This window comes from Thermodesulfovibrionia bacterium (assembly GCA_030646035.1).
Taxonomy (GTDB): Bacteria; Nitrospirota; Thermodesulfovibrionia; order UBA6902; family UBA6902; genus JACQZG01.
In genome coordinates this window covers 51747-77258 of record JAUSMY010000023.1, presented here as the reverse complement: position 1 = coordinate 77258, position 25512 = coordinate 51747, and the positions used below count along the sequence as shown (strand labels likewise).

Here is a 25512-nt window from a genome sequence, read left to right as displayed (position 1 = left end):
AACTTAGCCTGCCATAGTCTTGGTGCTGAGACCGATCTTTCTGTTATCCAGATCAATATGAATTATCCGCGCTGTCAGTTCATCGCCCGGCTTAAAGATATCCTCTGTCTTTTCACTGGGCTTTTTATCGATCTCGGATATATGCAGCAGCGCCTCGACACCTTCTTTAAGTTCAACAAAAACCCCAAAATCAGCGACATTTGTAACCTTGCCTGTTACAGGATCGCCAAGCCCGTACTTGTTCGGTATCTCAGTTATCCAAGGATCCGGCGTCAGGCTCTTTAAGCCGACAGATATCCTTCTCTTGTCAGCATCTACCTCTATTATTGCAACCTCTATCTCCTGACCTTTCTCCAGAACATCGGACGGGTGCCTGATATGCTTGACCCAGGAAAGATCCGAGATATGAAGCAGCGCGTCAACGCCCTCATCCAGGCCGATAAATGCGCCGAAGTCAGTGAAGCTCTTTACGGTCCCTTTTACCTGCTGTCCGACAGTATATTTCTCTTTTACAAGGTCCCAGGGATTTGCCTTAAGCTGCTTTATGCTGAGTGATATCTTCTTGTCGCTGCTGTTGACCGAAAGCACGGATGTCTCTACGATCTCGCCTATTGAGAAATACTTGGATGGTTTTTTGACCTTCTCAAGCCAGTCTATCTCACTAACATGCACAAGGCCCTCGACCCCTTCCTCAAGCTCTATAAATACGCCGTAATCTGTAATGCCTATCACCTTGCCTGAGACCTTTGCACCGAGCGGGTATTTTGCTTCAACAGACATCCATGGGTCAGCTTTTCTCTGTTTATAGCCAAGGGTCACCTTCTCTTTCTCAGGGTCAAAACTGAGCACAACAACATCAATTTCATCATCCACGCTGAAGAGTTCGCTCGGGTGGCTGATCCTGCCCCAGGACATATCTGATATATGAAGAAGTCCGTCTATCCCGCCAAGGTCTATAAAAGCACCATAGTCAGTCAGGTTCTTAACAGTCCCTTTCATCACAGCGCCTTCTTTTATATTAACAAGCGTAACATCCTTCTGTTTGTTGCGCTCCTCCTCGAGGATAACGCGCCTTGATATGATCACATTAGAGGTCTTCTGATCCAGCTTGATGACCCTGAATGCCAGTGTCTGGCCGATAAGGGCGTCTGTATCTCTTATTACCTTCAGGTCTATCTGGGAGCCGGGGAGAAATGCCATTACCCCTCCTATGCTGACTGTCATCCCGCCTTTAACCTTGCCCGTGATCTTGCCATTCACCTGAGTCCCGTTGTTAAGCGCGTCTTCAAGATTTGACCATGTCTTTTCCGCAGCAGCCTTCTGCCGGGATAACTTGATAAAGCCCTGTTTGTCATGAAGGCCGGTAACATGGACGTCAATCTCATCCTCTGCCACAAGGCTTTTGTATTCATCATCCAGAAGCTCACCGATCGGGATAAACCCTTCCCGCTTGTATCCCACATCAACTATTACGCCGTCAGCCTTGATCTGCAGAACTTTGCCCCTTACAATTGAGCCTTCATGCAGATTATTAAATGTGTCGGCATAAAGTTTTTCGAAATTATCATTTTGTATTTCCATAGCTGTGTATTATATTACCTCCCGGAAGATATTTCTTTTATTTTTTTTACAACATCATCAATGATCCACTGCGGAGTAGAAGCCCCCCCTGTAATTCCGGCCTTTTCTACGCCGGTGAACCACTCTTTATCAAGTTCTTCAGACGTTTCAATATGATACACATTTTCACAACCCTGTTTTGAGATATTCACAAGCTGTGTTGTGTTTGCGCTGTTCTTCCCCCCGACAACTATCATAATATTAACCTTTCTCGACAACTCTTTTGTTTCTTCAACCCTGCGGGCGGTATAATCGCATATTGTATTATATATTTTCAGCTCCATTGCCGTGCTTATGACCTTGTCAACAATATCCCTGAATACTTCAAACGGCTGAGTTGTCTGAACAATTATCCCGACCTTCTTCTTTATCAGAGGCATGGGCTCATCTCTGCTGACAGTGACAACGTCATCACCGGCAAAACCTATCAGCCCCTGAACCTCAGGATGTTCCCTGTCGCCTATTATCAGTACCTGATATCCTTCTTCACTCAATGTCTTTGCATAACGCTGGGCCTTTTTTACAAAAGGGCATGTAGCGTCAATAAGCTTGTAACCGACCCGTTTGGCTATGGTATATATTTCCGGCGAAACTCCGTGTGTCCTTATGATAAGTGTTTTAATGTCACGGGAGCCGATGTCGTCAGTCTGTGAAACACCTTCCTTCTTCAGTTTATCTACAACCTGAGGATTGTGGATAAGCGGGCCAAAGGTAAATATCCCTTCCTTCCCCTCTTCAGCAAGCTTAAAAGTAGTATCTACAGCGCGCCTGACCCCGAAACAGAATCCCGCTTTTTTAGCTACTATTATCTCCATATCTCTCTTTGATCTCTCGTATAGATGACATCACCTGGATGCTTATTTTTTCATATCCTTCATTTTTATTTTCAGCATCCTCATCCATAACAGGATAAACAGGACTGCCGAAGATTACTTTTATCCTGGCGCGCCTCAGCCACTTTGCATCAAATGGAAGCGCATAGTTTGCCCCTATTATGAGGGCAGGTACAACAGGCGCGTTGCTAAGAGCAGCCAGCATGCCTATCCCGCGTTTCGCCTTCAGAAGCTCACCTGTTATGCTCCTCTGTCCTTCAGGAAAGATGGTTATAAGTTCACCCGCCCTGAGCCTGCTGATCGTCTTCTTAATGACAGAAGGCTGTGTGCCGCCCTCTTCAACAGGAAATGCATAATGACTTATGACCCAACCAAGCACAGGCATGTCAAAAAGCTCCTTCATGGCAATAAAGGTGCCTCTTCTTGGAAGCACTGAACCTATTAAAGGAGGATCCAGATAACTGACATGGTTGGCGGCTATTATAACACCGCCTTCAAGCGGTATGTTCTCTCTGCCTATGACTTCAAGCCCGCCGTTAATACGTAATATTGCTCTTATGATCAGTGAGAAAAATCCATAGAAAAAATCAGATATCAGCCTTCTGCTCTGCAATATATGGTTATGCTTCTCCTGTAAGATCTAATGAAATAAGGAACATTATTATATAGTATTTAGAAAAAATATTAATCAATTCAACAATATACCGTGTTCAGCGCTTAAACTTTCAATACCCTTATGATCTCTTTTACAACCTCTTCTTTACTCAGGTATGTTGAATCTATATAAACCATATCAGCGGTTCTGGTCAATGGAGATCTCTCTCTTGTAGAATCTCTGTGGTCTCTTTTTTTTATGTCTTCAATCGTCTTATCAAGAGTGATCTCAGGGTCTTTGGCCTTCAGTTCCTCAAACCTTCTCCTTGCCCTCTCCTGCAGGCTTGCGTCAAGATAAAATTTATTCTCAGATTCAGGAAAGATGGCTGTGCCGGCATCTCTGCCTTCGATAACGATCTTACCCTTAAGGCCCATCTCTCTCTGTATGGAGAACAGGCCCTCCCTTACCATGGGAATTGCTGAAACCTTTGAACTGAGCTCCCCTATTTCAGCTGTCCTTATTTCGGCTGTAATATCCCGGCCTCCGACAAGAACCTTTTGCCCGTTGAATGTGATCTCTATCTCATCAAGTATCTTTTTCAGCGACCCATCATCATCAGGGTCAGCGCTGTCATGCCTCACCTTCCACGCTACCGCCCTGTAAAGAGCGCCGGTATCAAGGTAGCTGTAGCCGAGACGTTCGGCAAGCATCTTTGATATAGTGCCCTTGCCTGAGCCTGAAGGCCCGTCTATAGTTATTACATTCTTCATTATCGATTCAGTAATATACAGAAAAATATGCTGCTTCCATAAAGCAGACCATACGGTGAGAATCAAAAAAACCTAAATAATATATCTAATTCAGGAGGTTTAAATCAAAAAAAATATTTTAATGCGCGGATTCCTTTGAGGCATGTGTTGCCTGGAGCTTTGACAGCTTTGTAATTCGGGTAGTCCCGATACAACGGGACTACCCATCTATAACAATTTATCCCTTTGTCTGTCTCTCTTTTTCTTTGCTGTAAGCTTCTTTGCCGGCCTCGTAAGCATTTGCGATCAATGACTTCTTGTCTTCCATAAAACTCTTCCCGCTGTCTACTGCAGAAGAGAATTTTTCTTTTGCCTGCCCTGCGTATTCAGAAACCTTTTTTCTGCCGTCATCGGCAAATTCCATAAGCTTCTCCCTTGTCTCTCTTCCTGACTGCGGTGCTGTTAATAAAGCCACGCCTGCGCCGACTATGCCGCCCAATACAAATGCAAGAATAACACTGCCTGCTGAATATCCTCTTTCCTCGCTCATTCTATTTTCCTCCCTTTTTTATGATCCCCTGCGTAAGAACGCCAAGGGCTGTTTTTATGCCGGAACTGAAACCCAGCGTTGTAAATGAAACCACCATCTGTATCTTTCTCACAAAACCATTGATGTCAGAAATTATCGACCCTGTTTCTCCTATGGCTTTTGTCAGGTTCTGCATGTTGCCCATTGATTCATCCAACTTTAAAACAACATGATTTACGCTCTCAACCGTCTGCTGGAGATCTGCTAAAAGCGGGGCAATAGACTGCCGGGTAGTAATAAGCAGGTCTTCCGCAGCCCTTGCGGTCCTTTTGATCTGCAATATGGCAGGAATTAAAAAGAGCAGAAGGAAAAAAAGAAAACCGGCAATAATTCCCAAGAGAAATTCAACGTTCATAATAGCTCCATGTTGTTAATTATATGTCTAATTTGTTTTGCAAGCAAATATATGATACATAAAGCCATAACAGGTTGCAAACAAATAATTTTCCTTATTGTCTCAGCCTATTCATCATATCCATAAATCCGGGAAAAGAGGTATCTATACATTCTGTGTCGTCAACCGTTGTCTCCCCTTTTGCCATAAACCCTGCAACGACCATCGACATCGCGATCCTGTGGTCCCCATGGCTGTGGACTTTTGCCGCTTTCAGGCTCTCATTTCCTTTGATGATGATGCCGTCCGGAAGTTCTTCAACCTTAACACCCATCTTCGCGAGTTCCAAAGCCATCGCCGCTATCCTGTCCGACTCCTTTACCCTGAGTTCCTTGGCGCCTGTTATCTTTGTTGTGCCATCTGCCAATGCGGCTACAACACATAGTATCGGGAATTCATCAATAGCCCTTAAAAGCATCTCCCCGCCTGTCTCTATACCTGAGAGGCTTGAGTGTTTTACAAATATATCAGCAACCGGCTCGCCGGAGATATCCCTCTGGTTCAGAAGCTGAATGGATGCCCCCATCATTATTAGAATATCAAGCAATCCGGTCCTTGTCTGATTTATCCCGACATCTTTGATCAATACCTCTGACCCTGGCACAAGCAGGCCGGCAACGATAAAGAAGGCGGCTGATGAAAAATCAGCAGGCACCCTTATATCCATAGGGTTTAATCTGGCAGGGCCTTTAATGCTCACTTCAAGCCCTTGCACATTAATATCAACGCCGGCGGCCCTGAGCATCCTTTCTGTATGGTCTCTGGACCTCTCCGGCTCAACAACTGTGGTTATCCCGTTACAGTAGAGGCCGGCAAGGAGGATTGCAGATTTGACCTGCGCGCTGGCAACAGGAGAATTGTATTTTATAGGACTGAGATTCCCGCCTTTAATATGAAGCGGCGGAAGCCCGCCTGATTCAGAAGTGATCACAGCCCCCATCTTTGTGAGCGGGCCGATCACCCTCTGCATCGGGCGTTTAAGAAGATATCTGTCGCCTGTAAGCGTTGAAGAAAATGGCTGTCCCGAAAGCACGCCGCTCATCATCCTCATTGTAGTGCCGGAATTGCCGCAGTCTATCGGGCCGACAGGCTCAGAAAGTCCCCGCAGCCCTTTGCCTATAATCGTCACCGTCCTTCCGTCAGCAGACTGTTCGATCTCTATGCCCATCTGCCTGAATGCTTCAAGCGTCCGCATCGGATCCTCGGCAGCGAGAAAGTTTTCAATAACACTCCTGCCCTCGGCAAGAGAAGAAAATATTACGGCGCGGTGTGATATGGACTTGTCAGGAGGAGGGGAGGCCTCACCTTTAAGCGGATCGCTGTGGCAGACCTTAATCTGATTCAAGACGCTGTCTCGCCTCTTTTGCTCTTTTGAATTCTTCCTCAAGCCCTTTCCAATCTGACTTTTCAAACCGTTTTATGATGCCGGAGATATTGGAAGAGAAGTCGTTGAGCGACCTGAGCATGTGATCCCTGTTCTGGGAGCATATATCTTTCCAGAGCTCAGTCGGGCTCAGTGCTATCCTGGTCATGTCTTTGAGCCCTCTGCCGCCAAAGTCAAGTATGTCTTCCCTGATGCTGCTTATCGAATTCACAAGAGCATATGCCAGGACATGCGGCAGATGGCTTACAGCTGAATAGACCTCATCATGTTCGTCAGGGGTCATGTGCAAGACCCTTGCTCCAAGCTGCTTCCAGAGTTCGGTGATATCCTCCAGCGCATCCTTATCAGTATCAGGCGTGGGCGTGATAATACATTTCGCCCCCCAGAAGAGTTCGGATGTGGCCGCCTCCAGCCCCTGGCGCTCCCCGCCGGCTATCGGATGCGCGCCGACAAAGCTCACGCCTTCAGGCATTAATGCATCCAGCCTTCCAACCAGTCCGCCTTTTACACTTCCGACGTCAGTAACGATAGCCCCTTTTTTTAACTCATGCCTTATGTCACTGACTATATTTTCAAACTGGCCTACAGGAGTCGCAAGCAGGACCAGATCAGCGCCTGCCACACCATCAGCCGGCACAGTGCAGTATTCATCTATGATCCCTAATTCTTCCGCCTTTTGAAGGTTCTCCTCATTCCTGCCGACACCGGTGATAATGGCGTTGCTACCGACCCTCTTTAATGAGAGGGCGAACGAACTGCCAAGCAGGCCGACACCGATTATTGTTATTTTTTCTAAATTCATTTTAATCCCTATTTATATCTCTCTGCCCACAGCCTTTGCAACAGCCTTGAGTTCCTTCATAAGCGTCTTGAATTTAGCAGGCTTCAATGACTGCTCGCCGTCAGAGAATGCCTCTTCAGGGTTTGAATGCACCTCGATCATGAGCCCGTCAGCGCCTGCAGCAACAGCAGCCTTTGCCATAGTGGCTACAAACTCCCATCTGCCAACGGCATGGCTCGGGTCAATAACGATCGGCAGATGAGTAAGTTCCTTCAGTACCGGAATTGCGCTGAGGTCAAGCGTATTCCTTGTGGCTGTTTCAAAGGTCCTTATTCCCCTCTCGCAGAGAATAACCTTGCTGTTGCCCTGCGCCATGATATATTCGGCAGCCATGAGAAGTTCTTTTATCGTAGCGGAAAGCCCTCTCTTGAGAAGAACCGGCTTGTTGTAAGAGCCGACCTCCTGAAGGAGCCTGAAATTCTGCATATTCCTTGCGCCGATCTGGATGATATCAACATGTTTGATTATGAGGCCTATGTCCCTCGGGTCCATTATCTCAGTTACAACAGGAAGCCCTGTCTTCTCACGCGCCTCAGCAAGTATCTCAAGCCCTTCTTCCCCAAGCCCCTGGAAGCTGTACGGCGATGTCCTGGGTTTAAACGCTCCGCCCCTTAAAAATGTAGCACCCGCCTTCTTCACATCCTGCGCTACATTAATGAGGTTTGCCCTGTTCTCAACAGAGCAGGGGCCTGCCATGACATGTATCCTCTTCCCGCCGATGACATGCCTGCCGACCTTTATTAGTGAGTCCTTCTGCTGAAAGTTCCTGCTTGCGAGCCTGTATGGCTGGGTGATCCTGTGTATCTTCTCGACACCGTTCAACGCCTCAAATGAACTGCTCTCATCCTCTGAGACCTTTGAAGTATCGCCAATCACCCCGATGACCGTCCTCTCTGTGCCGGTTGAAAGATGGGCGTCAAAGCCCATCTGTTTCAGACGTTTAACTATATTCCGCTTCTCTTTTGCAGTTGCCTTTGGTTTAAGTACTATAATGTCCATAGATCCTCCATGAAAATCGTGATGCGTAAAGCGTAGTTATTGCTTCATTACAGCCTGTAACGCTTTTATAAACCTTTTATTCTCATCGGCAAGGCCGATAGTTACCCTCAATTCGCGTTTGCCCATCGGCCTTATTATAACGCCCTTCTTCAGCAGCTCATTATAAAGCTGAAGGGCTGTATCATGCTTTAAGATAATATATATGAAATTTGCCTCTGTGGGAAGATAATCTACTCCCATTGATCTGAGTTCTTTGTATAGAAATTCTTTTCCATCTTCATTTGTCTTCTTTGCCCTCTCAACATGTTCTGCATCTTCAAGCGCAGCAAGCGCAGCTATCTGAGCAAGTGAGTTTATATTGAACGGCTGCCGTACCTTGTTCATCTCTGAGATAATGGAGCTGTGTGCCAAACCGTATCCTATCCTCAATCCTGCAAGTCCGTATATCTTTGAGAATGTCCGCAGTATCAGGACCGGCCTGCCTTTCTTAAGATACTCCATGCTGTCAGGATAATCAGTTGAAGAGACATATTCAAAATACGCCTCGTCAATGACTACAAGCACATCGTCAGGAACCTTCTCCATGAAGGCATCCATTTCTGCGCGGCTGTTTATCGTGCCTGTAGGATTGTTCGGGTTCGCAATGAATATGACCTTTGTCTTAGCTGTAATTGCAGAGGCCATCGCCTCAAGGTCATGGCGAAAGTCTTTAAGCGGAACAACTATGCTCTTTCCTCCTGCTGCCTGCGTCACTGTGGGGTAAACGACAAAAGAGGGGCTTGCCATTATCGCCTCATCACCCGGGCTTAAAAATGTCCTGACAGCCAGTTCGATGATCTCATTGGAACCGTTGCCAAAGATGATCTCTTCAGAAGCGATGCCGAGCTTTTGAGAGAGAGCGTTCTTCAGGCTGTAACAGCTTCCGTCAGGATACCTGTTAAGGCCGTGTATGCCGTCTGCCAGCGCCTTGACCGCAAGAGGTGAAGGCCCGATCGGGCTTTCATTGGAAGCAAGCTTTATGGAACCGGTTATCCCGAGTTCCCTCTCAAGCTCTTCTATCGGCTTTCCGGGCACATACGGTTTAATGTTTTTTATATGTTCAGGAGCTTTTATCATAAGGAGTAAAGGATTGCTGATGAAAAACATGCTTATGAAATATTAACCTAATCTGCCAAAGGGTAGGAGCCCAGCACCTTGAGATAAAGGCATTCCTTCTTTACGGCATCAATAGCCTTCCTGACCTTGAGGTCCTCTACATGCCCCTGCATATCAACAAAGAATATGTACTCCCATGCCTTTCTCTTGGACGGCCTTGACTCGATCTTTGTAAGGTTTATCTTATGCTTTGCAAAATGCTCAAGTATCTTATGAAGTGCGCCGGGTTTGTCCTTTACCGAAAACATAATGGATGTCTTGTCATTGCCTGTCCTTGGAAGGTAATCTTTTGCGATAACAAGAAAACGGGTGAAGTTATTCTTGTAGTCTTCTATGCCCTTTGCAATAAATTTTAGTTTATAAATATCAGCGGCAAGTTCACTTGCTATGGCAGCGGATGACGTTTCCCTGGCGACACGCTTGGCAGCCGAAGCGGTGCTCATCCCGCCTATAAGCGGAACGCCGGGATAGTGCTCTTCAAGCCAGCCCCTGCACTGTGCGATCGGCTGAGGATGGGAATATATCTTTTTTATGCCCGTAGCCTTGCCCGTCTTTGACATGAGGTTATGCCTTATGGGAAGCATAACTTCAGAGGTGATATTCAGGTCAGAATCCATGAACATGTCAAGCGTATAATTGACAACGCCCTCTGTAGAGTTCTCAATAGGCACAACGCCGTACTGCGCCTTGCCTCTCATTACAGATTCGAAGATAGCCTTGATCGTGCTTTCAGGTACATATTCGGCTGACGCGCCGAACTGCCTTCTTGCCGCGAGATGCGTAAATGTCGCAGGCGGGCCGAAGTATGCTATCTTTAACGGCTGCTGCAGCGAGCGCGAAGTAGAGAGTATCTCTTTATACAGCGCGATAAGCGCGTCACCGGGGAAAGGGCCTGTGTTGAGTTTCCCTAACCTCTTTAGAATCTCTCTTTCCCTGGTCGGCGAGTAGACCTTAAGCCTGTCGTCCTTTTTAGCCTCTTTAATATCAAGAACGATCTTCGCCCTGTCGTTTAAAAGCTTAACGATCGTGTTGTCGATATCATCTATCTTGTTTCTCAGGGATTTAAGTTTGGCCATAATATCTCTCTCTATAACTGACTATTAATAAGGTGTAATGTATCAAGTTCCCTTGTTTTTTGCAAGCGTTCTTAAGCTCAGAAACCAGCTAAAGACAACATGTTAAGTAATCCTGTAAAATATGAACCAGATAAAAATTGATAGGCATTTTTCTTTATACACGATGAAACCAACACCTCGAAATCCATTCCTTACGGTTGATGCAATCATTGAGATTGACGGCGGCATAGTTCTGATCAAAAGGAAGAACCCTCCTCCCGGCTGGGCGATCCCCGGCGGTTTTGTTGATTACAACGAAACGATTGAGGATGCTGTTATCAGGGAAGCTAAAGAAGAGACAGGACTTGATATAAAGCTTATCCGTCAATTCCATACCTATTCAGACCCGAAGAGAGACCCGCGCCATCATACAGTTTCAACCATATTTATCGCGACAGCGTCAGGCACGCCCAATGCAGGAGATGATGCAAAAGAAGCTGAGATCTTTTTTAGAGATACACTGCCCGATGACATAGCCTTTGACCACAGGCAGATACTTGAGGATTATTTTGAGAAGAGGTATTAGGCTATTTTTTTAAACTACTAATAAGGAGCGATAAATGAAAAAGATTCTAATAATTGCCTTACTGAATATTGTAAGCTTGTCAGTCTTTGCAGGTTGTGCGTCCGCAATACGTATTGATGGCCCGTATAGAGGCAGAATAATTGATGCTGAAACAAAACAGCCGATGGAGGGGGTTGTTGTGCTTGGGGTGTGGGACAGAGAAACTCCAACAGCAGCTGGGGCAATTCATGAGTATTATGACGCCACTGAGACAGTGACTGACAAAAACGGTGATTTTGAGATCAAAGGATTAGGGTTGCTCGTCATGAGTAATATTATTCCTATGAATGTTTTGATATTCAAAGCTGGGTATGAATACTGGGGATTGGGGCCATGGATTGGTCTTAAGAAAGGTTATCGTTCAAGCGAGACGGTCAAATGGGAAGGAGATAAGGCGATTATATCTTTGAGGAAATTAACGATGGAGGAGAGGAGAAAGAACATTCCACCGCCTCCACCGGGTCGAGCTTCTAAGGAAAAAGTAATACTAATGTTAAAAGAAATGGATAAAAATTTAAAAGACCTAAACATGGAACCCTTTAATGAAACGAGTTGGAGGTGAAAAAGTAATGAAAAAGATGGTTCATGTTGGGACTTCGGCAATATTCTTTGCAATCTTTATTTTTTATGAAAGTGCATTAGCGTGGGATAATACGGTTACTCATAAGGATCTTTCGGAATATGCTGCAGATTATTCTATTTTACGTCCTTGTAACAATGCACAAGATATAAATTGCGCTTGTGGAGTGGAATGGGTAGATGAATAATGAAAATGTAGGAGCAGGTCTTGTGCCTGCCCGGATTGAAGAAGGGCACCTACAATTAATATGACATATAATCCTGACATACATCACCGCCGATCAATACGGTTAAAGGAATACGATTATTCACAGGCAGGCGCGTATTTTGTAACGATATGCACAGCGAGCAGGGAATGTCTATTCGGTATTATTGAAGATGCGCAGATGAAAATGAATGATGCAGGAAAGATGGTACAAAACGTCTGGCATGAACTGCCCGGTCGTTTCTCTGAAATCCATTTGGACGAATTTATCATTATGCCAAACCATATTCACGGAATTATTTTACTTGTAGGGGCGCCTCTTGTGGGCGCCCGATTTTCGAAAGAAGACAGGGCAGGCACAAGACCTGCCCCTACATTAGGTGATATCATAGGCGCATTTAAATCAATAACAACCCATTCATATACTGAAGGCGTAAAACAACAGCAATGGCAACGATATTCGGACAAATTATGGCAACGTAATTACTACGAACACATAATTCGTAGCGAACCTGAATTGAATAAAATTCGTGAATACATCGTCAACAATTCTTTAAGATGGGAGACAGATGAGAATTACAAGAATTAATGCCGACATCCTCACGAAAAATAAAATCGGCGAGATGCTTTTTAAACCTTTACCAGTTTCCCCTTCGCATCAGCTATAAGCACTCCGTCAGCAGTCACTGCCTTTACAAATGCCTCGATCGTCTTTCTGGTCTCTTTTGTGATCTCAGCCGTGACAGTTATCTGAACACCCACATTTAAAGGTTTTTTCAGGCGGACATCCATCTGCGCGGTAACGGCAGGCATTCCCATTGCGATGGCGAGCTTTACCATGGCCTCATCAAGAAGTGTTGTTATGATCCCGCCGTGCACTATATTGAAGTATCCCTGATGCTCTTTCTTCGGGGTGAACTCCGCCGTTATCGTCTTTCCGTCAAAGGAAAAATCCAGTTTAAGGCCGATGGGGTTTTTAGGCCCGCAGACAAAACAGTGTCCGTCGTCAGTAAGGTCCATGTCCGAAATGTAGCATAATGAAATGATAATGACAACCCGCGATATGTTAAAGTCTCAGGTCAGTTTAGTAATGTCCGTGCTATCCAAAATAATGACAGGTATTTGCATAACTGTAGAATAAAGTTATATATTCTGCTGCTTTCATTAACTATATATACATGGTAGAATATTACGTCTTAAACCCATAGCTGTTTCAGGAGATCTAAATGCCTAAAAAAACCAGAAGCATAATAAAAAAAGCTGTTTTTCCGGCTGCGGGCCTTGGAACAAGGTTTCTGCCTGCAACAAAAGCATCCCCTAAAGAGATGCTTCCGATAGTTGATAAACCCATGATCCAATATGCGGTTGAAGAGGCTCAGAAATGCGATATTAACGAATTCATAATGATAACCGGAAAATCAAAGAGGGCGATCGAAAACCACTTTGATTCTGCATTTGAACTTGAGGAGACACTTAAAAAGAAGGGTAAGCACGCCATGCTTGCAGAGATCAAAAAATTAGACCACCTTCATTTTGCCTATATAAGGCAGAACGCTCCTCTGGGGCTTGGCCATGCCATCTACTGTTCAAAACCTTTTGTAAATGACGAGCCGTTTGCAGTAATTCTGAGCGATGATATAATAGACCCTGATGATGACCTTCTTGGAGAGATGATAAAGCTTTACGATCAATATCAGGCGCCGATACTGGCACTTCAGAGAATGCCGAAAGCTGAGATACACAATTACGGTGTAATAGCCGGCAAAGAGATCAAGAAGAACTTATATAAGGTAACGGGCATGGTGGAAAAACCGAAACCGGCTGACGCTCCGTCTGATCTTGCTATCATTGGAAGATATATACTTACTGCCGATATCTTTAAATATATCGAAAAGGTCAAGCCCGGGAAAGGCGGAGAGATCCAGCTGACCGATGCTATAAACGCGATGCTAAAGAAGAAACCTGTTTACGGTTTCCTCTTTGAAGGCAGAAGATATGACGCAGGCGACAAGGTCGGATTTCTTACAGCCACGGTTGAACTCGGCCTTAAGAACCCGGCTGTAAAACACGATTTCAAGAAATATCTGTTGTCGATACTGCCTAAAATTAAAAAGGAGAAATAATGACTGATATAGATGCAAAAGAGATCAATGCAAAGGATGAACGCAATGTTGATGTTCCCTCTGCCTTGCCTGTTCTCCCTGTGAGAGATATAGTTATCTTTCCATATATGATACTTCCGTTATTCGTCGGCAGGGATGTTTCGATAAAGGCTATTGAGAATGCCGTGGGCGAGAACAAGCTTTTAATGCTTGTTACACAGAAGAATGTTGATGTTGAGAACCCGACCAAGGATGACCTTTACAGGATCGGGACTGTGGGAAGTATTCTCAGGACTTTGAAACTTCCCGACGGCAGGTCAAAGGTCCTTGTTCAGGGCATAACAAAGGCAAGGATAACCAATTTCACTCAGACAGCCCCTTATTTCATAGGAGAGCTCGAGAAGCTGGCTGACATTAAAGAGCATGAGCTGACCATTGAGGTGGAAGCGCTTATCCGCAACGTCAAGGAACTCCTGGACAAATCAGTAGCCCTCGGCAAATCCTTTATGCCGGATATAATTCTTCTGATAGAAAATATCGATGAACCCGGAAGGCTGGCCGACCTCATAGCTTCAAACCTCGGATTAAAGGCGGATCAGGCGCAGGAACTTCTTGAGAAGCTTGACCCTGTAGTAAGGCTCAAGAGGATAAGCGAGATCCTCAGCAGAGAGGTGGAACTCCTTCTTGTCCAGCAGAAGATCCAGTCAGACGCAAAGGGCGAGATAGACAAGACCCAGCGCGAATACTTTTTGAGAGAGCAGCTTAAGGCCATACAGAAAGAGCTTGGCGAAATAGATGAAAAGACCGAGGAGATATTTGAACTGAAGCAGAAGGTCGATGAAGTAAAGATGCCGAAAAAAGTTGAGAAGGAGGCGCTCAAGCAGATCAGCCGTCTTGAGAAGATGCATCCTGACTCTGCCGAGGCAGGAACTATAAGAACCTATGTCGACTGGCTTGTGGAGATTCCATGGTCCAAGGCAACAAAGGATAATCTTGACCTCAAAAAGGGGAAGCAGGTGCTTGATGAAGACCATTATGACCTTGAGAAGGTAAAAGAGAGGATACTTGAATACCTCGGGGTAAGAAAACTGAAAGAGAAGGCCAAAGGGAAGTCCGGGATGAAGGGGCCCATACTATGCTTCGTCGGGCCTCCGGGTGTCGGCAAGACATCATTGGGCAAATCCATTGCACGCGCACTTGGAAGAGAGTTCTTCAGAATGTCTCTCGGCGGCGTGAGGGACGAGGCTGAGATAAGAGGGCACCGCAGGACATACGTCGGCGCGATGCCCGGCAGGATCATTCAGGGCATTAAGACAGCCGGAAAGAACAACCCCGTATTCATGCTCGATGAGGTCGACAAGATAGGCATGGACTTCAGGGGTGACCCTGCGTCTGCATTGCTTGAGGTGCTTGACCCTGAGCAGAACTTTGCATTTACCGACCATTATCTTGGCGTTCCTTTTGACCTTACCAATGTCATGTTCATAACCACTGCCAATCTTATTGATCCGATACCGTCCCCACTCCGTGACAGGATGGAGATCATCTACCTCTCCGGGTATACGGCTGAGGAGAAACTCGGCATCGCCAGAAACTACCTGATCACAAAACAGCTTGAGGAGCACGGGCTCACCGGCAAGAACCTCAAGATAATTGACAGCGCAGTGCTCCAGATGGTTACGCACTACACCAGAGAGGCAGGCGTAAGAAACCTTGAGCGTGAGATAGCGAACGTGTGCAGAAAGGTCGCCAGAAAGATCGCAGAGGGCAAGGATAAGATGTATCACATATCGTCAAGCAACCTCTCAAAATATCTCGGTGCTCCCAAATATCTGCCTGAAGAAGAGATGGAAAAGGATGAGGTCGGCGTATCTACCGGCCTTGCATGGACAGAGACAGGCGGGGATATTATCTATATTGAAGCCTTGATCATGAAGGGCAAAGGCGATATAACGCTTACCGGCCAGCTCGGCGATGTCATGAAAGAATCTGCTTATGCAGCAAGGAGCTACATACGTTCCAAGGCAAAAGAGATCGGGATAGAGAGCACCGCCTTTGCAAAGAATGATATTCACATACATGTTCCCGCAGGAGCTATTCCTAAAGACGGCCCTTCAGCAGGCATAACTCTGGCAACCGCCATTGCATCGGCATTTACCGGAAGGCCTGTTTATAAGAGCACGGCAATGACCGGAGAGGTAACGCTTCGAGGCAGGGTATTGCCTATAGGCGGGCTCAAGGAGAAGACCCTTGCTGCAAAGAGGATGGGGATAAGCAGGATGATCATTCCAAAGAGGAACCAGAAGGACCTGGAAGAGATACCAAAGTACATAAGAAAAGATATGGAATTCATCCTCGTCGACACAATGGATGAGGTGCTGAAGGCAGCGCTTAAAAAAGGGCGCAGCAAGAATAAGCCTCATTAGGTTTTCTATCCGATGAAACCATGAAGCTATCTCAACTCGGTGAATTCGGCCTGATAAAAGAGATCAAGCGAATCTGCGACAACGGTTCAAAGAATGTTCTCCTGAACATAGGCGACGATGCCGCAGCTGTAAAGACAGGCTCCGGAACAACTCTGATCTCCTCTGACATGCTTGTTGAGGGCGTTCATTTTGACCTGAAGTTCACCTCCTATTATCAACTCGGGCATAAAGTTCTGGCAGTGAATCTGAGTGATATCTATGCTATGGACGGCGAGCCTAAATACTTTCTTCTGAATATCGGAATACCCAATAAGTGTGAAATAAATGACATTAAAGATCTATATAGAGGCATGAGAAAATTGGCTGATATGCACGGCGTTGCAGTTATCGGCGGAGATACCTCAAGCTCAGAGCACGGCCTTGTACTCAGCGGCACTATTATAGGGGAAGCGAAGAGAGTTATTTCCCGCAAAGGAGCAAAGCCCGGGGACAGCATCTATGTGGCAGGAACACTGGGGGACTCGGCAATCGGGCTTGAGATACTGAAGCAGGGCAAAGGGAAGATGGTAAAGGGAATAGATAAGGAATATCTTTGCAAACGCCATCTGATGCCGGAGCCAAGACCGTTAAAAAAGACTAAAGATATAACAGCAATGATAGATGTAAGCGACGGGCTCCTGATAGACTTAAGCCACATATGTGATGAAAGCGCTGTCGGCGCAGTGATATATGAAGAAAAAATTCCGCTCTCAAAAGAGCTCTCAGCCGTTTCAAAGAAATCAGGCAAAGACCCGCTCAGCTACGCGTTAAAAGGCGGAGAGGATTTTGTCCTTCTGTTCAGCTCTTCGGCAAAAAGCAGGAAAGACGCAGTCAGGATCGGGGAGATAATAAATAAGGGACGATATATAATAGACTCCAACGGCAAAAAACAGGCGTTCAGATCAGAAGGGTACGAGCATTTTAAAAAATAGATTTAACATTTTATTTTATGGCTTATTTAAGAGATAAATTTAAGAGCATAATGCAGGTGCATGAGACGCCGCACCGTATCGCGCTTGCCTTTGCCCTCGGCGTATTTATGGGAAACTCCCCATTCCTCGGCCTTCACTATATAGGAGGCATCTTTCTCGCGTGGATATTCCGCCTGAATAAACTGGTCGCCTTTGTCGGGGTGAGCGTCAATAACCCGTGGACCATAGTGCCGATCTCCACATGCTCCGTATGGCTCGGGGCAAAGATCCTTATGATAAAAGATGTCCTGCCTGAAGTGGATTGGAACGCCATGACATTCACTACGGTCATGGCATGGTTTAAGAGCCTCATAACTGATTCTGATAATTTTTATAATCTTATACTTGAGCTGATGCCTATGATCAAATCTTTCATCGTAGGTTCTTTTATAGTATGTACTCTTTCATCAGTTGCGAGCTACTTTATCATCCTGGGGGTAGCCAAGAGGTACAAGAAGATCAAACATGCCGCATAACCTGACACGCATCCATGTTCTCCTCTTTGTACTAACCTTTATCACAACCACTCTTGCAGGCGTTATGCTGAGCGGCATCGCCCCATGGGAGGAACCTGCAAAGATATATATGGGCCTGCCGTTCTCTCTGACACTGCTCTTTATCCTTTTAGTGCATGAGTTCTCACACTACTTCATGTCCCGTAAACATCATGTGCAAGCCTCGCTTCCTTACTTCATACCGGCTCCGTCACTCATAGGAACGTTCGGGGCGATAATAAAGATGAAACCACCGATACCTGACAGAAGGGCTTTGATAGATATAGGAGCTTCAGGCCCGATAGGCGGGTTTATCATTGCTGTTATCGCTGTTATCATTGGCCTGAACCTCTCCACAATAATCCCGATAGATGAGATGAAGAAGATGCCTGAGTCAATGTCTCTCGGCAGCTCAATGCTCTTTTATCTTCTTTCCAATATTGTTTTGAACATAGACCCTGATAAATTTGAAGTAATCCTTCACCCTGTCGCATTTGCGGGATGGATAGGCCTGCTCGTTACCGCGCTCAACCTCCTGCCTGTGGGACAGCTTGACGGTGGCCATATTATTTATGCACTCTTCGGCAGAAAGCATGAGATCATCTCAAAAATAACTATTCCTTTGCTGGCAATTATGGGCGCATTCTTCTGGACAGGCTGGATGGTATGGGCTGTGCTGATGATAATAATCGGCTACAGACATCCGCCTGTTGTATACGAGATGGTCGAGCTTGATAGAAAAAGAAAGCTCATCGGATGGGCTGCGCTCTTGATCTTCATAATCACATTCACCCCTGTGCCGATGCAGGGGATGTAAGACATTGTTTGTATCGGAATCGGATTCCGATAATTTTAAAAGGCAATAAAAAAAAGGGGACTCTGACCAGAGCCCCCCTTTGCAGTTATATCGCAAAAAACTTTAAGCAGCGTACTTCTTTATCCGCCAGTATTCCGCATTGAGCGTCTCAACAACATAATCAAGCCTGCCTGTCTTGAGCCACTTTCCGATAGCTGTAAAGAATATCAGCGGGTTCTTCATGGCGATCGACATGAGTATCGAGTAGAAGTTGACGTTTCCTGAACGCGTGAGGTAGTTCTTCCTGAAGAAGTGGTTCTGCATCTTCTTGCGGATATCCCTCAGCTCTTCCTTCTTGAATGTTATAGCCATGAGCGGGAGCTCAGGCTGCCTGTGCGCCCAATTCTCAGAGAACGGAATAGTCGGATCGAGCCAGCCGTTCTTTATCGCCATATCGTATATATCAGTTCCGGGGTAAGGCGTAAGGAAATAGAATGCCGTATAATCAGCTTCGATGTCCTTTGCAACCTGGTAGCTCATCTCTATATCTTCCAGCGTCTCTTCAGGATTGCCGATAATGAATGTGGCAAGCGTCCTTATATCCAGTTTCTTGCAGAGCGCGAATGATTTTTTGATCTGCTCTGTCCTGTCTCCGTGGCCGCCCTTGCCGAGCACCTTCAGGATCTTTGGTGAGCCGCTCTCAACTCCGAAGTCAAGCTGCACAAGCCCGGACTCTTTCATCAGCTTCATGAGAGATTCATCTGTCTGGTCAACCCTTGACTGGCCTGCCCAGACAACTCCCATATTCCTCTTCATGATCTCCTCACAATACTCCCTGACCCAATTCTGGTTTAGAGTAAATGTGTCGTCACAATAGTACACTCCCTTGATGCCGTATGTCTTATGGAGATGCTCTATCTCGTCAACAACATTCTTGACGGAACGCCTCCTTGTCTTTCTTCCGAAGATATTATGGCTGCCGCAGTATATGCACCTGTATGGACAGCCCCTGCTTGTAACGATGGTCGTCTGGTTCTCGGTTGCATAGCCCCTGATGATGCCGGGCGGCATTAAATACGGCTTCATATCTATAAGATGGCGCGCAGGGAACGGGATCGAATCCAGGTCTTCGATCAATTCACGCCTGCCGTTGTCAACTATCTTTCCGTCTTCCCTGTACATGACCCCTGTTACACCCTTGAGGCCCTCGCCCTTTCCGAGCTTTTCACAGACCTCAACCATCGTTGCCTCGCCCTCGCCGATAACTATAAAATCAGCGCCGAACTCATTCATCGTCTCAATAGGCTTTACTGTTGTATGAACGCCTCCGAGGCAATACGGCACATTAGGGAGTTCCTTCTTCAGCTTCTTCATCATGGTTAAGGACTTCTGGTATCCAACGGTCAGAAATCCCAGGCCAATAAGCTCGGGCTTGAACGCCTTGATCTCACTGATAATGGTATCGTGATATTCAGGGTCTGCGTCAAAACACTGAACAGTATGGCCTGCCTTCTCCAGCATTGCTGCCACATACATCAGACCTAATGGCGGGACAACGTTATTACCGTCTAAAACCTGTGAATTGATAAGTGTGACTCTCATAGGCACCTTCCCTTGTAAAAGATTTGTTTATTTCCTTAAGCGCAGCAGGAACACTTAGTCCCCTGTGACTGCGGTTTTTTGCCTTTCAATGTGACTGAATAGAAGGTTATATACTCAACCTTCTTGTAAAGATAGTTTTGAGTTATCGTGACATCAGGGAAGCCGGCTTCTACAGCTACCTCGACAAAACGCTTGTCAGTCAGAGCTCCGGAAAGGCATGCCCCCCAGAGTTCCTTGTCCCTCTTCATATATCCCGGAACAGGCTGGTCAGCAATAATGTCTGAAATAACAAAACGCCCTCCGGGCTTCAGTATCCTGAAGACCTCTTTAAAGACATCCGTCTTGTCTTCAGTCAGGTTTACAACGCAATTGGATATAACAAGGTCTATTGTATTGTCTTCAGCAGGCAGGCTTGCAAGGTCGCCTTTTCTGAACTCTACGACATCGTAGCCGAGGTTATCCGCAACAGCCTTTGCATTCTCCCTCGCGGTATCCAGCATCGCGTCTGTCATATCAACGCCTATGACCTTGCCGTTCTTTCCAACGCGTTTCGCAGCTATAAAGCAATCTATCCCGCCACCGGAGCCGAGGTCAAGTACCGTCTCATTTTCTTTAAGTTCAGAAATAGCCGCAGGATTGCCGCATCCATAGGATACATCCAGCACTTTGTTTGGTATATGTTTAAGGTCATCCGGGTTATATCCTGTAGGGCAGTAGTAGTTCAGCTCCGGTGTGTCAGCTGCCTCCCCGTACTTCTTCTTTACCTTCCGGGCAACGTCTCCTTTTATCTCAGGCCTGCATACATTCTCTTCATCTTCAACATCAACAGAGAGCACGCATGAACAGTGGTAACAGCCGACCTCTGTCTTGTCGTCAATAGATGTAACTGCATTCGCCAGATAAGGAGGGAGCTTGGAATCCATGGCATTGAACACATGAGGCGTTACATACCCGTCCTTCTTCTCAGGCGCAACACCTTCAGCAGCCATGTCCCACATGATATCTTCATATAATGCTTTGTATGTAGAGCAGTAAGGGTCCTGTGCCTTTATGGAGCCCTTGCCGGAATCGACTTCGCTTGCGTAATAGCTGTGCGAGGTGCAGCCGCCGCCGCAGAAGAACTTTAGATAACAGTCCCTGCAGCCGTCCTTGTCCTGAACCGTATTCTCCCTGCCGCACTTCATCATATCCGAGCCCAGCCATATGTCCTTAAGCGACTTGTCTCTTATAGAGCCGGAATCAAAGGCAGGATCGCCGTTCAATGAGCCGCACGGATAAACATGTCCGTCGGCGTTTACGCATATCTTTTCATAGCAGTTATTGCAGAGGTCGTTCTTTCTTCCCCTCTTGTAGCGGATACGCGCCTTCAGCGACTCCTCGTTATCAACGATGACATCCTGCTCCTGAAATACCTTGCGCTGCTCCTTCATTATGCTGGTCACCTTCTCTGACGGGACATACAGCTCATCTACATTGCTTGCGCCGCGCCCCTTTGAATGCATCCAGAGTATGTGATGGTCTTTGATGCCGAGCTTTGAGAGGAATTCAGATGTCTCTTTTATATTGTCTTCGTTGTATTTGCTTATGGCGGTTGAGATTATAGGGATTATGCCGATAGCGACCAGCCTTTTTACGCCGTCGACAGCCTTGTCAAAGCTCCCTTCGCCGCGCAGTTTGTCATGTATCTCAGCGTTGGGACCTTCAAGGCTTACCTGCATTATGAGTTTCGGGCCTTTAAGTTTATCGAGCTTTTTGATCTTTTCATCATCAAAAAGAGTGGCGTTTGTAAGCAGTATAAGTTCGCGGTCTTTTGTCTTGGTGATATATTCAATGACCTCAAAGATGTCATCTTTTATAAATGGTTCTCCCCCGGTTACATAAAAACGGTTCACCCCAAGGGCAACAGCATCGTCAACAAGCTTCTTCACCTCTTCTGTGCTCAGCTCATCTTTCAGCTTGGCTCCTGCGCTCACAAGGCAGTGTTTGCATCTCAGGTTGCAGGCAAGCGTGGTATATATCCAGAGCTCATCAAGTTTCCCCGGCGCAATGGCCTTTGCCCTCCCTTTGTAGGCAGGCTTTACAACAGGTTTTTCAGATATGAACTGAAGCGTTCCGGCAGCGCTGATAAAATCCGATACCTCAGAATTTATCTTATCGTTATCAGGATATCTTTCAGACATGATCCTCTTGATATCCGAAACAGTATGTTTGCCGTTGCAGAGCTTAAGGATCTCAAGCCCGGTGCGGTTTACACTAATCCAGTTAGGCGACTGAGGGTCTATGAGAAGCTGTATGCCCTCTTTTTCTTTTATAATATATTCAGTTGAGTAGAGAGTATCATCAGGTTTAAAGGTCTTGAATACTGTTTCATTGACCTTCCAGTTATCCAGTTGATATTGCTGGATACGATCATCTCTTTCTGTTCCACAGCATGCTTTTGCCATATTATCCTCAATTTTTACGAAAAATATATAGTTAGTTTAGCATATAAACATGGTATTATTTTGAGCAGGAACGATGCCAGATGCTTAATGGACTTTTCATAGTTACTTATAATTTACGATAACATTATAATATTTATAAATACAAGGCTGCGGATCATGCATTAATAATGTAAAATAGTCCCATCTGTAAGATAATAGCTCACTATTTTTATTCGATAAAATTATGGCGCGTCCAAAAATAATGTTCCAATGCCAGAGCTGTGGATACGCGAGCCCGAAGTGGCTTGGCAAATGTCCTGACTGCGGCAGCTGGAACAGCTTTTCCGAAGAAGAGCGCATCACTAAATTTGCAGCCACAAGGGCGGCTGAACCCGTATCACTATCCAAGATAACCGCATCTTCCTATGAAAGGACCTCTACAGGCATAGCTGAACTTGACAGGACTCTTGGTGGAGGGGTTGTGATGGGCTCTGTCGTGCTTATAGGCGGCGACCCGGGCATCGGAAAGTCCACCCTCATCCTGCAGGCGCTCAAAGGGCTTACAAAGATCGGCAAACTTCTTTATGTCTCAGGCGAAGAATCTCCCGAACAGGTGAAGATGCGGGCAGACAGGCTCAATATAAAGTCTGATGACATAATCCTCCTGCCCGAAACCTCACTTGAAGGGATAATGACCGTCGCGCAGGCTATCAACCCAAAGGTTATAGTCATAGATTCGATCCAGACGATATTCTCCCATGAACTTCCCTCTTCACCCGGCTCTGTCGGACAGATAAGAGAGTGCGCCACAAAGCTGATGTTCATGGCAAAGAAACACGGCACTCCGCTCTTCCTTATCGGGCATGTCACAAAAGAGGGGGCAATAGCCGGCCCGAAAGTGCTTGAACATATAGTGGACACTGTGCTCTATTTTGAAGGTGATAAGGGAAACCCCTTCAGATTGATAAGGGCGGTAAAGAACAGGTTCGGGCCTGCAAATGAGATAGGCGTCTTTGAGATGACTGAAAAAGGGCTTCGCGAGGTCGACAACCCGTCGCAGCTCTTTCTCTCTGAAAAGCCGAATGATGTGCCGGGCTCTGTCGTAACAGTATGCATCGAAGGCACAAGGCCGCTCCTTGTTGAGATACAGGCTCTCGTCTCAACCTCCAAGTTCGGTGTCCCGCGAAGGATGGGGCTCGGCGTGGACTATAACAGGATAAACCTGCTCATCGCTGTCCTTGACAAGCGGATCGGAATGCAGCTTGGAGGCATGGATGTATATGTAAATGTTGTCGGCGGGCTTAAGATAGATGAACCTGCCGTTGATATGGGGATCATCACAGCCGTTGCCTCTTCATTTAAGAATAAACCTATAGCGCCGGGCATAATCACATTCGGCGAGGTCGGGCTGTCAGGAGAGCTTAGGGCTATCAGCCAGGCTGAGACAAGGATCAAAGAGGCTGCAAAGCTCGGCTTCAAAAAGGCAATCGTCCCCACTAATAACGCCAAAAAGATAAAGGGCCTGGATATCGAGGTGATAGGAGCCAAGAACCTTGAGGAATCTCTGGATATACTCTTCTTTTAATATTTCTCCTTATGAAAAATAAAATTATTCTTACCTCTTACTTCCTGTTTTTTGCTTTAACCATTATCGCCTGCGCTCCCAAAACCGCACCGCCTCCTGTTTATGAAAAAGCTGCTCCATCATTAGCAGAGATCATTGAAGCAACCGGGCTTAAAGATATAGAGACATTCAAAGCCATAACAGATATAAAGGTCCTGGCTGACGGCAAACCTCACTCTGATGTAAGCGCATCAGCGGTACTGCGGAAACCCGGCATGTCGCATATAAAGGCATATAAGTTCGGCATCCTCGTGGGTGACATCATTATAAAGGACGGGCAGGCGCATGTCCTCTCAGGAAAGGTGAGCGATAAAGTGAAGGAGTTCAGCAAAGAGCTTTATAACGCAGTCTTCTGGTGGGATGATATGAAGGACGCTAATATATACAGACGCGGAAAAGGTTATGTTTTGGAGAAAGAGAACAAGGTAATAACCTTGGACAGCGCCACCCTTCTTCCTCAGAAGCAGGCGATAAAGATAGGGGGAAGAAATATAGTAATAATGTACAGCTCACCAACAAAGTTTGATGAATTCTGGTATCCGTCGATGATGGATATAACCCTTGATAATTATGAATTCAAAGTCAGAATCGAAAAACTGCGGCTGAATCCGGAGATACTGGAGGAAGAGTTCATCCTGCCTTAAATTATCGGAATCCGATTCCGATAATCTTAAATAATTCTTATTATGCTATAATCATGTGGTTATGATTAAGCCGATATTTACTAACGATGGGCTATATCACATCTACAATCGAGGCGTAGAAAAAAGGGATGTATTTATGGATGATGGGGATTATTTGCGCTTTGTCCATAACCTTTATGAATTCAATGATGAGAGCCCTGTTTCAAATTTCAATTATCACTTTGACAAGCAAACAAAAACTGTCAGGTCAACTCATTTTACCGTCAAAAAAGAGCCCAGAAAACTACTTGTAGATATACTGGTTTTCACTCTCATGCCGAACCATTTCCACTTATTACTGAGACAGCGGAAAGAGAAAGGGATCTCAAAGTTCATGCAGAAAACAGGCATTGCCTATACAAACTATTTCAATAAAAAATATGAACGGGTCGGGCCGCTTTTCCAGGGTAAATTCAAGGCGGTGCATGTCAATGAAGAACCGCATTTCATACATCTCCCTCATTATATCCATATGAATTCATTACAGCTAAATTATGGGAATCGGATTCCGATAGATTTTCTTTCAGGCTACAGGTGGAGCAGTTTTCCGGATTATATAGGCAGAAAGAACTTTCCTTCTGTGACGAGCAGGGGCTTTTTGCTTGATATTTTCGGTGGTGAAGACGGGTATCTCAGATATACTGAAGAACGTTTGGGATATAAGGAGAATGAAAACATCTTGGAGCAAGTCGATGGAGTGGCGTTAGATTAAATTATTGAAATCGGATA

26 protein-coding genes are annotated in these 25512 nt (G+C 45.9%); 12 read left to right on the top strand and 14 right to left on the bottom strand.

What is annotated here, in order from left to right; all coding sequences use genetic code 11:
- Positions 1-3: 3 nt before the first annotated feature.
- The 11 genes from Q7U10_03265 to pheA all read right to left on the bottom strand — a co-directional run bounded on the left by Q7U10_03265 (position 4) and on the right by pheA (position 10235).
- A complete protein-coding gene (locus tag Q7U10_03265) occupies positions 4-1581 on the bottom strand; it encodes a 30S ribosomal protein S1 (protein MDO8281636.1) in 1578 nt (525 codons plus the stop codon).
- 14 nt (positions 1582-1595) lie between these two features.
- Positions 1596-2435, bottom strand: a complete 840-nt coding sequence (locus tag Q7U10_03260; GenBank protein ID MDO8281635.1) for a 4-hydroxy-3-methylbut-2-enyl diphosphate reductase — start codon at positions 2433-2435, stop codon at positions 1596-1598.
- A complete protein-coding gene (locus Q7U10_03255; GenBank protein MDO8281634.1) occupies positions 2416-3066 on the bottom strand; it encodes a lysophospholipid acyltransferase family protein in 651 nt (216 codons plus the stop codon). The genes Q7U10_03260 and Q7U10_03255 overlap by 20 nt, the downstream gene beginning before the upstream one ends.
- Positions 3067-3170: 104 nt before the next feature.
- Positions 3171-3818, bottom strand: a complete 648-nt coding sequence (cmk, locus tag Q7U10_03250) for a (d)CMP kinase (GenBank protein ID MDO8281633.1) — start codon at positions 3816-3818, stop codon at positions 3171-3173.
- A gap of 217 nt (positions 3819-4035) precedes the next feature.
- On the bottom strand, positions 4036-4347 hold the full coding sequence (locus Q7U10_03245; protein ID MDO8281632.1) for a YtxH domain-containing protein: 312 nt from the start codon (positions 4345-4347) through the stop codon (positions 4036-4038).
- A gap of 1 nt (position 4348) precedes the next feature.
- Positions 4349-4741, bottom strand: coding sequence for a DUF948 domain-containing protein (locus Q7U10_03240; protein ID MDO8281631.1), 393 nt, complete (start codon positions 4739-4741; stop codon positions 4349-4351).
- Between the two features lie 94 nt (positions 4742-4835).
- Entirely contained in the window at positions 4836-6125 is a 1290-nt protein-coding gene (aroA, locus tag Q7U10_03235; protein ID MDO8281630.1) for a 3-phosphoshikimate 1-carboxyvinyltransferase, read from the bottom strand.
- On the bottom strand, positions 6112-6966 hold the full coding sequence (locus Q7U10_03230; protein MDO8281629.1) for a prephenate dehydrogenase/arogenate dehydrogenase family protein: 855 nt from the start codon (positions 6964-6966) through the stop codon (positions 6112-6114). Before Q7U10_03230 ends, aroA begins: the two co-directional genes overlap by 14 nt.
- A 12-nt stretch (positions 6967-6978) precedes the next feature.
- Positions 6979-8004, bottom strand: a complete 1026-nt coding sequence (gene aroF / locus Q7U10_03225) for a 3-deoxy-7-phosphoheptulonate synthase (GenBank protein MDO8281628.1) — start codon at positions 8002-8004, stop codon at positions 6979-6981.
- A gap of 36 nt (positions 8005-8040) precedes the next feature.
- Complete coding sequence (gene hisC, locus Q7U10_03220; GenBank protein ID MDO8281627.1) at positions 8041-9120, bottom strand: histidinol-phosphate transaminase; 1080 nt, start codon at positions 9118-9120, stop codon at positions 8041-8043.
- A 47-nt stretch (positions 9121-9167) separates the two neighbouring features.
- Positions 9168-10235: a prephenate dehydratase gene (gene pheA, locus Q7U10_03215; GenBank protein MDO8281626.1), complete on the bottom strand. Its 1068-nt coding sequence runs from the start codon at positions 10233-10235 to the stop codon at positions 9168-9170.
- A 121-nt stretch (positions 10236-10356) separates the two neighbouring features.
- On the opposite strand from pheA, the gene Q7U10_03210 reads away from it, so the two are divergent.
- Genes Q7U10_03210 through Q7U10_03195 form a run of 4 tightly spaced genes read left to right on the top strand, consistent with a single transcriptional unit; the run spans position 10357 to position 12212 of the window.
- A complete protein-coding gene (locus tag Q7U10_03210; GenBank protein ID MDO8281625.1) occupies positions 10357-10800 on the top strand; it encodes an NUDIX hydrolase in 444 nt (147 codons plus the stop codon).
- A 34-nt stretch (positions 10801-10834) separates the two neighbouring features.
- The gene (locus tag Q7U10_03205) at positions 10835-11401 is read left to right on the top strand and encodes a hypothetical protein (protein MDO8281624.1); all 567 of its coding nucleotides are present in this window, start codon (positions 10835-10837) and stop codon (positions 11399-11401) included.
- A 7-nt stretch (positions 11402-11408) separates the two neighbouring features.
- Positions 11409-11606 carry a hypothetical protein gene (locus Q7U10_03200; GenBank protein MDO8281623.1) on the top strand — a complete coding sequence of 66 codons (198 nt, stop codon included), beginning with the start codon at positions 11409-11411 and terminating at the stop codon, positions 11604-11606.
- A 60-nt stretch (positions 11607-11666) separates the two neighbouring features.
- Complete coding sequence (locus Q7U10_03195) at positions 11667-12212, top strand: transposase (GenBank protein MDO8281622.1); 546 nt, start codon at positions 11667-11669, stop codon at positions 12210-12212.
- 41 nt (positions 12213-12253) lie between these two features.
- Here Q7U10_03195 and Q7U10_03190 read toward each other — a convergent pair whose 3' ends face one another.
- Positions 12254-12643 carry a PaaI family thioesterase gene (locus Q7U10_03190; GenBank protein MDO8281621.1) on the bottom strand — a complete coding sequence of 130 codons (390 nt, stop codon included), beginning with the start codon at positions 12641-12643 and terminating at the stop codon, positions 12254-12256.
- 206 nt (positions 12644-12849) lie between these two features.
- Here Q7U10_03190 and galU point away from each other — a divergent pair, with 206 nt between their 5' ends.
- From galU to Q7U10_03165, 5 genes are read left to right on the top strand one after another with little or no spacing between them, the layout of a single operon-like run.
- Positions 12850-13746 carry a UTP--glucose-1-phosphate uridylyltransferase GalU gene (gene galU / locus Q7U10_03185; GenBank protein ID MDO8281620.1) on the top strand — a complete coding sequence of 299 codons (897 nt, stop codon included), beginning with the start codon at positions 12850-12852 and terminating at the stop codon, positions 13744-13746.
- Positions 13746-16151 (top strand): endopeptidase La, encoded by a 2406-nt coding sequence (gene lon, locus Q7U10_03180; GenBank protein MDO8281619.1) that lies wholly within the window; start codon positions 13746-13748, stop codon positions 16149-16151. The genes galU and lon overlap by 1 nt, the downstream gene beginning before the upstream one ends.
- 20 nt (positions 16152-16171) lie before the next feature.
- Positions 16172-17122, top strand: coding sequence for a thiamine-phosphate kinase (gene thiL, locus Q7U10_03175; protein ID MDO8281618.1), 951 nt, complete (start codon positions 16172-16174; stop codon positions 17120-17122).
- A 17-nt stretch (positions 17123-17139) separates the two neighbouring features.
- Positions 17140-17637, top strand: a complete 498-nt coding sequence (locus tag Q7U10_03170) for a DUF2062 domain-containing protein (protein MDO8281617.1) — start codon at positions 17140-17142, stop codon at positions 17635-17637.
- Entirely contained in the window at positions 17627-18472 is an 846-nt protein-coding gene (locus Q7U10_03165; protein ID MDO8281616.1) for a site-2 protease family protein, read from the top strand. The genes Q7U10_03170 and Q7U10_03165 overlap by 11 nt, the downstream gene beginning before the upstream one ends.
- Positions 18473-18574: 102 nt before the next feature.
- Here Q7U10_03165 and Q7U10_03160 read toward each other — a convergent pair whose 3' ends face one another.
- Positions 18575-20053: a radical SAM protein gene (locus tag Q7U10_03160; protein ID MDO8281615.1), complete on the bottom strand. Its 1479-nt coding sequence runs from the start codon at positions 20051-20053 to the stop codon at positions 18575-18577.
- Positions 20054-20088: 35 nt separating this feature from the next.
- Positions 20089-22497 carry a PqqD family peptide modification chaperone gene (locus Q7U10_03155; protein ID MDO8281614.1) on the bottom strand — a complete coding sequence of 803 codons (2409 nt, stop codon included), beginning with the start codon at positions 22495-22497 and terminating at the stop codon, positions 20089-20091.
- 223 nt (positions 22498-22720) lie between these two features.
- Between Q7U10_03155 and radA the strand changes: the two genes are divergently transcribed.
- The 3 genes from radA to Q7U10_03140 all read left to right on the top strand — a co-directional run bounded on the left by radA (position 22721) and on the right by Q7U10_03140 (position 25495).
- On the top strand, positions 22721-24061 hold the full coding sequence (radA, locus tag Q7U10_03150; GenBank protein ID MDO8281613.1) for a DNA repair protein RadA: 1341 nt from the start codon (positions 22721-22723) through the stop codon (positions 24059-24061).
- 11 nt (positions 24062-24072) lie between these two features.
- Positions 24073-24744 carry a hypothetical protein gene (locus tag Q7U10_03145; GenBank protein ID MDO8281612.1) on the top strand — a complete coding sequence of 224 codons (672 nt, stop codon included), beginning with the start codon at positions 24073-24075 and terminating at the stop codon, positions 24742-24744.
- Between the two features lie 61 nt (positions 24745-24805).
- Positions 24806-25495: a transposase gene (locus Q7U10_03140; protein ID MDO8281611.1), complete on the top strand. Its 690-nt coding sequence runs from the start codon at positions 24806-24808 to the stop codon at positions 25493-25495.
- The last annotated feature ends 17 nt before the right edge of the window (positions 25496-25512 follow it).

What these genes read in the sequence shown, in the direction of transcription:
- Q7U10_03265 (MDO8281636.1), bottom strand. Translation starts at nt 1,581, where the DNA reads ATGGAAATACAAAATGATAATTTCGAAAAACTTTATGCCGACACATTT.
- Q7U10_03260 (MDO8281635.1), bottom strand. Translation starts at nt 2,435, where the DNA reads ATGGAGATAATAGTAGCTAAAAAAGCGGGATTCTGTTTCGGGGTCAGG.
- cmk (MDO8281633.1), bottom strand. Translation starts at nt 3,818, where the DNA reads ATGAAGAATGTAATAACTATAGACGGGCCTTCAGGCTCAGGCAAGGGC.
- Q7U10_03245 (MDO8281632.1), bottom strand. Translation starts at nt 4,347, where the DNA reads ATGAGCGAGGAAAGAGGATATTCAGCAGGCAGTGTTATTCTTGCATTT.
- Q7U10_03240 (MDO8281631.1), bottom strand. Translation starts at nt 4,741, where the DNA reads ATGAACGTTGAATTTCTCTTGGGAATTATTGCCGGTTTTCTTTTTTTC.
- Q7U10_03230 (MDO8281629.1), bottom strand. Translation starts at nt 6,966, where the DNA reads ATGAATTTAGAAAAAATAACAATAATCGGTGTCGGCCTGCTTGGCAGT.
- aroF (MDO8281628.1), bottom strand. Translation starts at nt 8,004, where the DNA reads ATGGACATTATAGTACTTAAACCAAAGGCAACTGCAAAAGAGAAGCGG.
- hisC (MDO8281627.1), bottom strand. Translation starts at nt 9,120, where the DNA reads ATGATAAAAGCTCCTGAACATATAAAAAACATTAAACCGTATGTGCCC.
- pheA (MDO8281626.1), bottom strand. Translation starts at nt 10,235, where the DNA reads ATGGCCAAACTTAAATCCCTGAGAAACAAGATAGATGATATCGACAAC.
- Q7U10_03210 (MDO8281625.1), top strand. Translation starts at nt 10,357, where the DNA reads ATGAACCAGATAAAAATTGATAGGCATTTTTCTTTATACACGATGAAA.
- Q7U10_03205 (MDO8281624.1), top strand. Translation starts at nt 10,835, where the DNA reads ATGAAAAAGATTCTAATAATTGCCTTACTGAATATTGTAAGCTTGTCA.
- Q7U10_03200 (MDO8281623.1), top strand. Translation starts at nt 11,409, where the DNA reads ATGAAAAAGATGGTTCATGTTGGGACTTCGGCAATATTCTTTGCAATC.
- Q7U10_03195 (MDO8281622.1), top strand. Translation starts at nt 11,667, where the DNA reads ATGACATATAATCCTGACATACATCACCGCCGATCAATACGGTTAAAG.
- Q7U10_03190 (MDO8281621.1), bottom strand. Translation starts at nt 12,643, where the DNA reads ATGGACCTTACTGACGACGGACACTGTTTTGTCTGCGGGCCTAAAAAC.
- galU (MDO8281620.1), top strand. Translation starts at nt 12,850, where the DNA reads ATGCCTAAAAAAACCAGAAGCATAATAAAAAAAGCTGTTTTTCCGGCT.
- lon (MDO8281619.1), top strand. Translation starts at nt 13,746, where the DNA reads ATGACTGATATAGATGCAAAAGAGATCAATGCAAAGGATGAACGCAAT.
- thiL (MDO8281618.1), top strand. Translation starts at nt 16,172, where the DNA reads ATGAAGCTATCTCAACTCGGTGAATTCGGCCTGATAAAAGAGATCAAG.
- Q7U10_03170 (MDO8281617.1), top strand. Translation starts at nt 17,140, where the DNA reads ATGGCTTATTTAAGAGATAAATTTAAGAGCATAATGCAGGTGCATGAG.
- Q7U10_03165 (MDO8281616.1), top strand. Translation starts at nt 17,627, where the DNA reads ATGCCGCATAACCTGACACGCATCCATGTTCTCCTCTTTGTACTAACC.
- Q7U10_03160 (MDO8281615.1), bottom strand. Translation starts at nt 20,053, where the DNA reads ATGAGAGTCACACTTATCAATTCACAGGTTTTAGACGGTAATAACGTT.
- Q7U10_03155 (MDO8281614.1), bottom strand. Translation starts at nt 22,497, where the DNA reads ATGGCAAAAGCATGCTGTGGAACAGAAAGAGATGATCGTATCCAGCAA.
- radA (MDO8281613.1), top strand. Translation starts at nt 22,721, where the DNA reads ATGGCGCGTCCAAAAATAATGTTCCAATGCCAGAGCTGTGGATACGCG.
- Q7U10_03145 (MDO8281612.1), top strand. Translation starts at nt 24,073, where the DNA reads ATGAAAAATAAAATTATTCTTACCTCTTACTTCCTGTTTTTTGCTTTA.
- Q7U10_03140 (MDO8281611.1), top strand. Translation starts at nt 24,806, where the DNA reads ATGATTAAGCCGATATTTACTAACGATGGGCTATATCACATCTACAAT.